The sequence below is a fragment of the Bartonella sp. AP1QHHD genome, from assembly GCF_042196265.1.
Classification (GTDB): domain Bacteria; phylum Pseudomonadota; class Alphaproteobacteria; order Rhizobiales; family Rhizobiaceae; genus Bartonella.
Genome location: NZ_JBHIPW010000033.1, coordinates 18,633 through 27,341 on the forward strand (window position 1 = coordinate 18,633; position 8,709 = coordinate 27,341).

Genomic DNA, 8,709 nt, shown 5'->3' on the forward strand with positions numbered 1-8,709 from the left:
CTCACCCCCCTCATGTCTTCGCCAGATCAATGGTCACAGCACGCCAAGCGCTTTCTAATGTATCGCGCTCATAAAAACGCACATATTCCTTAGATGTCGTCACACGGATCGCTTCACGAATGGCACGCATCGCCTCTTTCCAGCGTGGATCATCAATATCCAAACGCAACAGCATAAAGATCTCGCCCCGATTCACCTTGCCTTCTTTATCCGTATTAAAAGCACGCGTAATAATCGCACGGATTTCAGGGCGTGCATCCGCAGACCATTCATTCAAACACTCATCAAGAAGGCTTTTGGCAATTTGCAATTGCGGTCCAAAATCAACACTTTCCTGAACTTGCACCTTAATACGTTGCAAACCATCAAAGCTTGTGTAAGTACAATTGCCCTTTTTGCCACGCCGCTCCACACCATATTCTTGCGCAAGCAAGCTATCAAAATCACTCAAATCCGCAATCGTATGGTTGTTAAAACGTGCAATCCTTGCCGATAATTCTTTCGCAAAACCCATAATTTTGCGCACCGTTTCATCCTCTAACAAATCCGCAGGGCGGATCAAACTTACCGGCACCAAAGCCCCTTTTGCATCCTTCATATAACGCGTACCTTCAAGTTCAATTTGTGGATTCATCACCAACTTCCTCCTTATGTTTTTTGAAAACGACGAAATGGCACAACATCCCCTGAAGAAGGCGCACATCCCGCTTTCAATTGCCAACGACACCGCATAAGCTCATGACTTAAAACGTGGTTATAGCCTGCCAAACGACGCAAATACTCATTCAATTCTCGAACATCTTTCGCACTCAGAAAAATGCCCTCCATTTCATGCTTAAGTAAAGCAGAACGCAAAGCAACCAAGCAATCTCTCACCATATAAGGGTTCCGTTCCATCATTTTCCTCCTCCAAAATCCATATGAATAACCGTTCCTTTCTCACCCTCATCACTCTTGGCATGAAGCGCTTGGCTACAACGTAAAGCTTCCACAACTTGCCCCTCTAAAACTGCATCGGCTTCGCTTAAGCGGTGAATACTCAGTTCCAATTCAAGCGATAACGCCAAATCAACACACAATTTAAGCGGCTCTCCAATATCAAAACCCCGTTGATAATCATCATAAAGACCAACAAGCGTATCGGATAATTCCTTATTGCTTATCGAGATCATGCCAATTCCTCCACGTCACGGTTTTTCCATGCCGCTTTGACATGTTTCAAAGTCACCTCACACCCATCTCCAAGCGCTGCCATGCGTGCCAACATCATGGTTTTGTCAATTTGCCGCAAAGCTCCTGCTTTCAAACCAATTCCCGTCAAAAACTTTATCGCACCAACATCTTCAATCCCCCAATCATGAATGCGCGCCGCAATATCCTCACTATAGGGCTTGCGCCGTTTCAAATGCATCGCCAATCGGCTTTTAATTTGCGCATAAGAGGGACCATTTTGACGATGAACCAACCGCCCCGAGATTTCATCATTGCCAACCAAAGCCAACCCCGTACCATTGATATCAACAAAGTGGCGCAACTGATTAATCGCTTCATCCGTTAAATTTTGCGCCTCATCAACAATCAACAATGTTCCGCCACCAACACGCTCTAACTTTTTGCCAATGGCACGCGTTAAGCGGGTGGGATTATATTCCACCACTTCCAATTCTGCTGCCATATCATTCAAAATACCGTGAACACTGCGCGTATGCGGGCTGGCTGTCACCAGATAAACATGCGGGCGGGTAGAGCGATAATGGCGGCAAGTTTCGGTCTTACCACTGCCCGCATCAAGCGTAATCATCACCATATCCCCCGTACTTTGTGCCAGTGTTAAAGTATCAATGATCTCACTGGCAATTCGATTCCTCTGAAAGGCTGGTTTTTCAGGGATCTTCTCCAAAAAAACCGCCGTTTCCTTTAAAACCTCAACCCATTGTTGAACCTTCGCATTTTGCTTACCCAATTGCCCCGCATAACTGCCCGCATACCATTGCGAAAACGTCCCATCCGGCATCCCTATGCGCCGCGCCACCTCTGCTTTCGACCAATCATTCATTTGCCCCAAAGCTCTTACCGCATCCACAAGCTCATTCCATAAAGCAATGTCATCACTGTTGCGGTTTTGTGCTGTTCCATTGGGCTGGATTTTAGGTCGCGCCCAAGGATTTTTATCGACCGTTGCATTTATCGCGTTTTTCATGTATATTCCCCTCTCGTATTGATTTTAGACTGTTGATAAGGGGAAGGGCTCCCACCCGCCCCTTATCTTTTGTCTTTAGAATGAACATTTAAAGCCGTACGCGATACTAAAACCGCTAACCTTGCAAATCCCCTCTCTTTCTCACACATCAGGGAACTTGCTAACTCCACGTATCTTACCCGATCAGGCAAAGACACCTAGAAACTTCATGTATTGATTAGATTTTGAAATGGATAAGATTCCTCCCCCCTTTCTTTGTTAACGCTTCAAGCTGATACGCGATACAAAACCAGCTTCCTTTTGAGAATTCTTATAAATCCCCCCTCTCTTTTCCTATTTCCTTATTCTATTGCTTGGGAAACTTGATCACCTCACGCCCCTCATCAGAGGCGGAAAGCTTTCTCAAAGCTTTATGCAAGTGCGTACTAAATTCTTCCTCCCCCAAAGCCTCATCATCGTCTGCTTTCAAAGCTAAATTCCCCACATTGTTTGGCATCAAGCGGCTCACCTTTGGCTTTATCGGAAGCTTCGATTTGAACGCTTCATCCTTTTTCTCAAGGCGACCATAAACATCGGCCAAGTGATCAGGCGCAAGCTTTGCCGCTAGCTGTTTTTCTGCTTTAACAGCCTTCACATATTCTTTACGCAAACGCCCATTCAAGCGCGCCGCATGCTGGTCGTAAAAACCTACATCACAAAGGCATGGTGCCAGACAAAGCAACCGATTGTTCAAATCATAAACCCGTAAATCCTGATGCAAATTATCCGGATCAAAGCGTACAATCACCTTTTTCCCCGCATGCTCATTCAACGCCCGCGCCCAATAACGATTGCCATAAAAATGGATCTCGCCCGTACCCTTTTGCGCACGCAATGCTTCTGAGGTCAAAAGCCATAAAGCCCGTTGTGCTGCCGTTGCTTGCCGAACTATTGTCCCCTCTGCTTGCAAGCTTTCTGCAAAGGTCTCATCAAAACTACGCCCCGCACAATTAACTGCCTTACGCCCCGCTTGCGCATTATGGGCACAAATTTGCGCACCAACATGGGCTTTAAACGCTTCAAATCCTATCGCGCGCTTGCCATAATCTTCAGGCTTGGCATCCGGTTTATTGCCCGTATAAGCCCCCGCACAAAAGGGATGTTTAGAAATCGCTTCTGCCAGATCACGCCATGCCCGCTCAATCGGTTTAGACTGTCCGCTATAAGGAGTGGTCCATTGCAATTGCACACCCAAACTCGTCAAAAGCCCTTGCGGATCATCCGGCTTAATCTTAAAACGAAAGCGGTTTTGCACACCTCCAGAAATCCACTTGCTGGTAAAGGCACGCCCATTATCCAAGGTCATGCGCTCTGGTATGCCATAAGCTACCACCATGTCCCCAATCACCAAACGAACAATTTCCCAAGTCTCAGCATCTGACAAGCGCCACGATAAAATCTTGCCCGAATAAAGATCTTGTATCGCTATCAGATAAAGCCGCACAGGCTTCTCTGTCCAAGGAACATTCACAAAAACATCCAGCTTATGCCCGTCCATATTCACTGCTTGCAATGCATGCAAGCTTGAGCGATCACGCCGTTGGGCTGGATAAAGCTTTTTTGCCTTTTCTTCTCCCTCACGCGCTAAAACCACAACCGCTTTGGAAACTTGCGCCTTAAAACGACGCCGCAAAGCCCGCTCTGAAGGAATGGGCTCAAAACCCCGCTCCTGCGCAACAGAAACCATGCGCCGATAACACGCCGAAAAAGCAGGTTTAGAGGGGCGCAAATAATCCGAACAAAAAACCTCCCACGCCCCCTCATGACACGGCGCAAATTGCGAAACATTCTCCTCACCATAACAAGGCGCTAAGGCTGCCAACCAATCAGGGCGCTCATACCCCTCCACCATCTGCCGCCAATTAAAAAGCGACATCCGGCTCACACCAAATTGCACCGCACTCAAACTTGCCGCATCATGCACACCCATACCGGCATGGAGCAAATCTTCCCAAAAACAAAGTGCCTTCAAACGCTTTTCACAGCGCCTTTTATGCGCCTTGGAAAGCCCCTCATAACGCACCCAAATGCTTGTCTTTTGTTCCCCTTGCGTTTGTTTCACATCAACAGCCCCACCAAACCGCACCAACAACGCCGCCCGCGCCCCCTCCGGCAATAAGGAAATGTGATACTCCCAAACCGGCTTCGTTTTGCCGCCTACTTTCCTCGAAAGTTCAGAGTTTTTTCTCCAATATGCCCGTCCGTGGTTTTCAAGACTTTTATATGTTTTCGGCAACCCTGGCAAAGCTGCCTCAACCAATTCGGCAATACTAAACCATTCCTTCATGGCTGCCCCCTTTTAATGCGAACCGGCGTTGCGCGCATGGCTTTCAATTGCGCTGCAATCTCCCGCTGTTCCTGCTGGAGCCGCGCAATTTCTGCTAACCGCGCCTCATCCCCCTGCAACAGCAACAATCCATCTTCACTCACCACCTCATCCCAGAGCCAAAATGCCTCTGTCGCCCGCACAAATGCCTTAAACCGTGGCAGAGAAATATCAACCTGCTTACTTTCCGCAACATAAGCATCCAAACTTGCCTTACTTAAACACCCAATCCCTAAATAATGCGCCATACGCTCCGCAATCACACTGCGCTCATGCCGGCATTCACGCAAAGCCCTAGCCATGGCACGCTTAATGCGTGAGCGAAACCGCCCTAAATCAATCTGCGCAACGGGTTCGCGGCAGGGGAAAACCGGCTTTTGGAAAAAATCAAGCTGTTGGGAACCACGCGTCTTCATGCTTGCTCCTCCCCTCGTTCTCTTGCAAGATAATCACAAAACCGCGCCTTTGTCTGCGCATCCGCCCTCTGCCACACCCCTATAATAACTGCGCAAAAACCCGCTCCTGTTCATTAATTTGCGGCGGCGTATTAACGCCATTGACCAAATCAACAGCCCGCCGTAAATCTCCCTCAACCTGTTGCAAAGCAATTGCCACCCGCCGTTGCGCAACCGGCTCCATCTTGGCTAATTTCAACAATTGCGCTTGATTATCCGCCAATGCTGTCCCCCGCAAAACCGACCGCAACTCCGGCTGTAAATGCTGGGAAATGCGATTGAGACGTTTCACCGACTCCTTCGATAAACCAATGCGGTCCGCCACATGTTTGGCAAAGTGCAAACTTTGCACTTTGCCATTTAAATCACCATCATTTGGCAAAGGGTAAACTTGACCCTTTGCCACTTTGTCCTTTGTATATTGATTACCGTGGTCACCACCACGTTGAATCTCCCCATACTTCTTTTTCCACAATTCGCGGTAAGTCTGGACAAAAAGCGCACGATCAATAACAGACAATTCATTGCGAAAGAGGTTTTCAGCCACTTCTAAAAGCGCAGCATTCTCTTTATCCGCCTGCACCACAACCGCATCAATGTCACTATAGCCCAAAAGCTCAGCAGCACAAAGCCGATGCGCACCAGCAATAAGCGTGTAATTACCTTCCTTAGCATTAGGTGTATGGCGCACCGTAATCGGATTCATCAATCCCTCCCGCGCCATTGATTGTGCAAGCGCCTTGGCATGCTCATCATCCACAGGGCGTATACGCTCCGGCACCACAATCACATCAAGAGCAAGCTTTTGAAACTGTGCCATCACGCTGCCGCCTTTCTGATCTCTTTAAAGAATAAATCCATCGCACGCCCCGCCCATCTTCGATAAGCTTTCGCAAAAACGGGTTCTTCCAAACGCCGGTTAATCACTTGCATAGATAGAGAAATAGAAGTCCGCTGACGTGCCTGTATCGCAACAATACGCCGCCGTGGCACCTCAAACTGATAATGCAAAATATGAATAACAATCTGTCGTGCTAACGCCGCATCAAATAAGCCATGCGGTGGGTCAATAATATACCGGATTGGCAGATGCTTAAATCCACTACTCACTGCTTTTAAAGAACAGGAAAGCATCACCTGTAAACGTTCAACTTCTGAATAAGGATTAACGATATCGCTTCTGGCTTCTGGGGTCCATAAATTACAAGCAGCAACCATAACCACCCCCTATAAAAACAATATGACCACCATCTAATCGCCAGAACCAAGCCATCCAAACGGCTGTTCTATGATGCAACTCTATGCAATTTATCTTGCCTATTTCGTACTGATCTTTAGACATTGATAAACCTTTTTATCTTATGGTATTTAAATTCATGGCAAATGCGCAAAAACGCAAAGCCGTGTAACGAAGTTCAAGCAGCATTACCGCGCAATGCGGCCTGTGTTACCGAATCTGTATTGGCATGTTTTGCTGCTTTAAAAATACGACGGCGACTTTTGGGGTAGCGGTCGCTAAAAACCTGCTCGACGGGCAAACCGATAAAATCGGCAATAGCGCGTTCGGCTTTCTCGTTAGACCGTGTCCAAATGTGTTGAACACTGGATGACGATAGTTGATAAGCTTTCGCGAGCTCCGCCAAGGTCATGTTACGGCGGCGTAGCTCGGCTAAAATACTATGGCGATCCCATACTTGGATGCATGTTTGTGTGGTTGTCATAACTTTCGCTCCTGCTTAAAACGGATGCTCAAACCATCCGTTTTTTGTGGGGTTAAATGTATAATAAACGCCCTTCGTATCGGGCTCTAATATGAGGCATATCTACAAATGGGATATTAGTCAACCCCATTTGTAAACATTTATAATATGAGACGACAAAAAAATGAGCCCAAAACTGCATTAGCAAAACGACTCACAGAAGTTAGAAAGCTTGTGGGCTTATCTCGTGATATATTTTCACTTAAAATTGGTATCAGTATTCAAGGGCTTGGAAATTACGAACGCGGTGATAGAACTCCAGATGCAACGGTTTTATCAGCATATAAAGAAAAATTTGGAGTAAACCTGAATTGGCTTTTGACCGGTGAAGATGCAATGTTTATAGACATGATGATGGCTCGGTCTTTCAATATCTCTCCGCCTACCATTCCTGCTGGACTCATGAAAAAGCTTGGTCGCATAGCTTATACAACCTATCGCGATGCTAAAATAAAACTCCCCCCTGAAGATATAGCGGAACTCGCGGCGGAACTTTATAGAAAACTGCAAGAGCTTGTTCAAGACATCAACGACATGGAAGAGGTCGAAGCGACTTTCCCTCTTCTTAAAATTCATTTAAAGCGTCAAATAGAAGCTGAAAGAGTACATCTAGAAACTACATAAGATATAGCTTAATGCCTCTTTAATATGAAAAATGAAAGTGGAAATCTTTTTACATTAAAAAATTTATATAAATTATTGATAAACAATACTTTTTACTCAATTTTTAGAGATTTCCACTTATATATGGAAATCTTTTTTGCTTTTTTGGTTATTTTTGGCTGATTTTGGAGTCAATTGAACTTTTGGAGTGATTTTTTTCACAGGGTCTTCAAAGGCGGTTTTCTGGGCTTTCACAGACTTTTCAAAATTTTTCACAGGGTTTTCAAAGACCTTTCAAAGCCTTCTCTCATTTTTACCATGAAAACGCACTTTTTTCTGATTTTCGCTCTTTTTAGCTCTTTTTTACAATTTTAGGTGTCAAAATCTATTTTGACAAAACGCGCATTTTATGCTAAATTTTATACATAAAAACAACAAATTATCACGTATTCCTACCTAATCCCACCTTTTCCCACTTAGTATAAAACCTAGTGTCAAACTACATTAGCTCTATTTTCCCTCATTCTTTCTCAATAAGAGTCATGAACTATCACATCAGAAATTATATGATAAAATATTGTTTTCTATAAATAAAATACCTTCAAAAATGAACCAAAATGTGGTTAATAAATGATTATGATTTGTTTTTGTTTTTATAGTGAAAGGATTTTAGAATGACAGAAAATGATATTCTTTTAACAGACCGTGAAAGTGCAAAATTGCTTCATATGAGTGTCTCAACTTTCCGCCGTCATGTAACCAATGGCTCTTTGCCAAAACCTTTAAAATTTGGTTTTTTATCGCGTTGGTTACAATCAGATCTTATCAATGTCATTGAGCAAGCAAAACAGCAACGTTATAACGACGCGGCATAAAAAGAAAACCTTGTCACGTAAGAACGGACAAGGCTTTCTCAAACTCATCAACTTGGATGATAACAAAAACCGTCCTGTATCGCAACCTGGTTATAGGATTACTAAGTACATTCTACGCCATATTGCTTTACATACAATATTGAGATGATTGGTTGAGAAAACAATCCCGCCATTCCAAGTGAAGGCAAGGATGGCAGATTGTTGATCATCACTTAAGGCTGGCATTCATCCGCGTTTTTATACCTTCTACAAAAAGGGCTGTTTAAGCGCTTTTCGACACTTCTCTGTGGGATGACAGCACCAGGCTGACAAATGGGGAGGTTTTCCTCTTTAAAAGTATAACACGGACTCCCTCCCCCTTTATAACGGCATCCTGCTTGAATCATACATGTATAAGTTGTTGCTTTTGCATTGATGCTCTGCTTTCTATTTTCTGAATCAGGATCGATAA

Annotated in this window: 12 protein-coding genes and 2 pseudogenes; 2 read left to right on the forward strand and 12 right to left on the reverse strand. The window is 44.9% G+C overall.

The genetic code is table 11. From position 1 onward, the window contains the following. Positions 1-10: 10 nt before the first annotated feature. The 10 genes and pseudogenes from ACFIME_RS03475 to ACFIME_RS03520 form a co-directional block, all read right to left on the reverse strand. Positions 11-634 (reverse strand): DUF3164 family protein, encoded by a 624-nt coding sequence (locus ACFIME_RS03475; RefSeq protein ID WP_375613741.1) that lies wholly within the window; start codon positions 632-634, stop codon positions 11-13. A 14-nt stretch (positions 635-648) separates the two neighbouring features. Next, on the reverse strand, positions 649-900 hold the full coding sequence (locus tag ACFIME_RS03480; protein ID WP_375684493.1) for a hypothetical protein: 252 nt from the start codon (positions 898-900) through the stop codon (positions 649-651). Next, complete coding sequence (locus tag ACFIME_RS03485; RefSeq protein ID WP_375684494.1) at positions 897-1,172, reverse strand: hypothetical protein; 276 nt, start codon at positions 1,170-1,172, stop codon at positions 897-899. Before ACFIME_RS03485 ends, ACFIME_RS03480 begins: the two co-directional genes overlap by 4 nt. Beyond that, positions 1,169-2,200 (reverse strand): AAA family ATPase, encoded by a 1,032-nt coding sequence (locus ACFIME_RS03490; RefSeq protein WP_375684495.1) that lies wholly within the window; start codon positions 2,198-2,200, stop codon positions 1,169-1,171. Before ACFIME_RS03490 ends, ACFIME_RS03485 begins: the two co-directional genes overlap by 4 nt. Positions 2,201-2,546: 346 nt before the next feature. Next, positions 2,547-4,526, reverse strand: a complete 1,980-nt coding sequence (locus ACFIME_RS03495; protein WP_375684496.1) for a transposase domain-containing protein — start codon at positions 4,524-4,526, stop codon at positions 2,547-2,549. After that, the gene (locus tag ACFIME_RS03500) at positions 4,523-4,981 is read right to left on the reverse strand and encodes a hypothetical protein (protein WP_375684497.1); all 459 of its coding nucleotides are present in this window, start codon (positions 4,979-4,981) and stop codon (positions 4,523-4,525) included. Before ACFIME_RS03500 ends, ACFIME_RS03495 begins: the two co-directional genes overlap by 4 nt. Then, a pseudogene (locus ACFIME_RS03505) lies at positions 4,978-5,840 on the reverse strand (ParB/RepB/Spo0J family partition protein). Before ACFIME_RS03505 ends, ACFIME_RS03500 begins: the two are co-directional and overlap by 4 nt. Beyond that, the gene (locus ACFIME_RS03510) at positions 5,840-6,238 is read right to left on the reverse strand and encodes a hypothetical protein (protein ID WP_375684498.1); all 399 of its coding nucleotides are present in this window, start codon (positions 6,236-6,238) and stop codon (positions 5,840-5,842) included. The pseudogene ACFIME_RS03505 and the gene ACFIME_RS03510 overlap by 1 nt, the downstream one beginning before the upstream one ends. Then, positions 6,222-6,362 carry a hypothetical protein gene (locus ACFIME_RS03515; RefSeq protein ID WP_375684499.1) on the reverse strand — a complete coding sequence of 47 codons (141 nt, stop codon included), beginning with the start codon at positions 6,360-6,362 and terminating at the stop codon, positions 6,222-6,224. Before ACFIME_RS03515 ends, ACFIME_RS03510 begins: the two co-directional genes overlap by 17 nt. Before the next feature lie 73 nt (positions 6,363-6,435). Beyond that, the gene (locus ACFIME_RS03520) at positions 6,436-6,741 is read right to left on the reverse strand and encodes a helix-turn-helix domain-containing protein (protein ID WP_375684500.1); all 306 of its coding nucleotides are present in this window, start codon (positions 6,739-6,741) and stop codon (positions 6,436-6,438) included. Between the two features lie 147 nt (positions 6,742-6,888). Here ACFIME_RS03520 and ACFIME_RS03525 point away from each other — a divergent pair, with 147 nt between their 5' ends. Next, complete coding sequence (locus tag ACFIME_RS03525; protein WP_375684501.1) at positions 6,889-7,404, forward strand: helix-turn-helix domain-containing protein; 516 nt, start codon at positions 6,889-6,891, stop codon at positions 7,402-7,404. 117 nt (positions 7,405-7,521) lie between these two features. On the opposite strand, the gene ACFIME_RS03530 is transcribed toward ACFIME_RS03525, so the two are convergent. Further along, positions 7,522-7,659 (reverse strand): hypothetical protein, encoded by a 138-nt coding sequence (locus ACFIME_RS03530; RefSeq protein WP_375657200.1) that lies wholly within the window; start codon positions 7,657-7,659, stop codon positions 7,522-7,524. Between the two features lie 398 nt (positions 7,660-8,057). Between ACFIME_RS03530 and ACFIME_RS03535 the strand changes: the two genes are divergently transcribed. Next, on the forward strand, positions 8,058-8,258 hold the full coding sequence (locus tag ACFIME_RS03535; RefSeq protein ID WP_004860538.1) for an AlpA family transcriptional regulator: 201 nt from the start codon (positions 8,058-8,060) through the stop codon (positions 8,256-8,258). 212 nt (positions 8,259-8,470) lie between these two features. Here ACFIME_RS03535 and ACFIME_RS03540 read toward each other — a convergent pair. Then, positions 8,471-8,709 (reverse strand): annotated as a pseudogene (locus tag ACFIME_RS03540) (hypothetical protein); the annotation flags it as partial.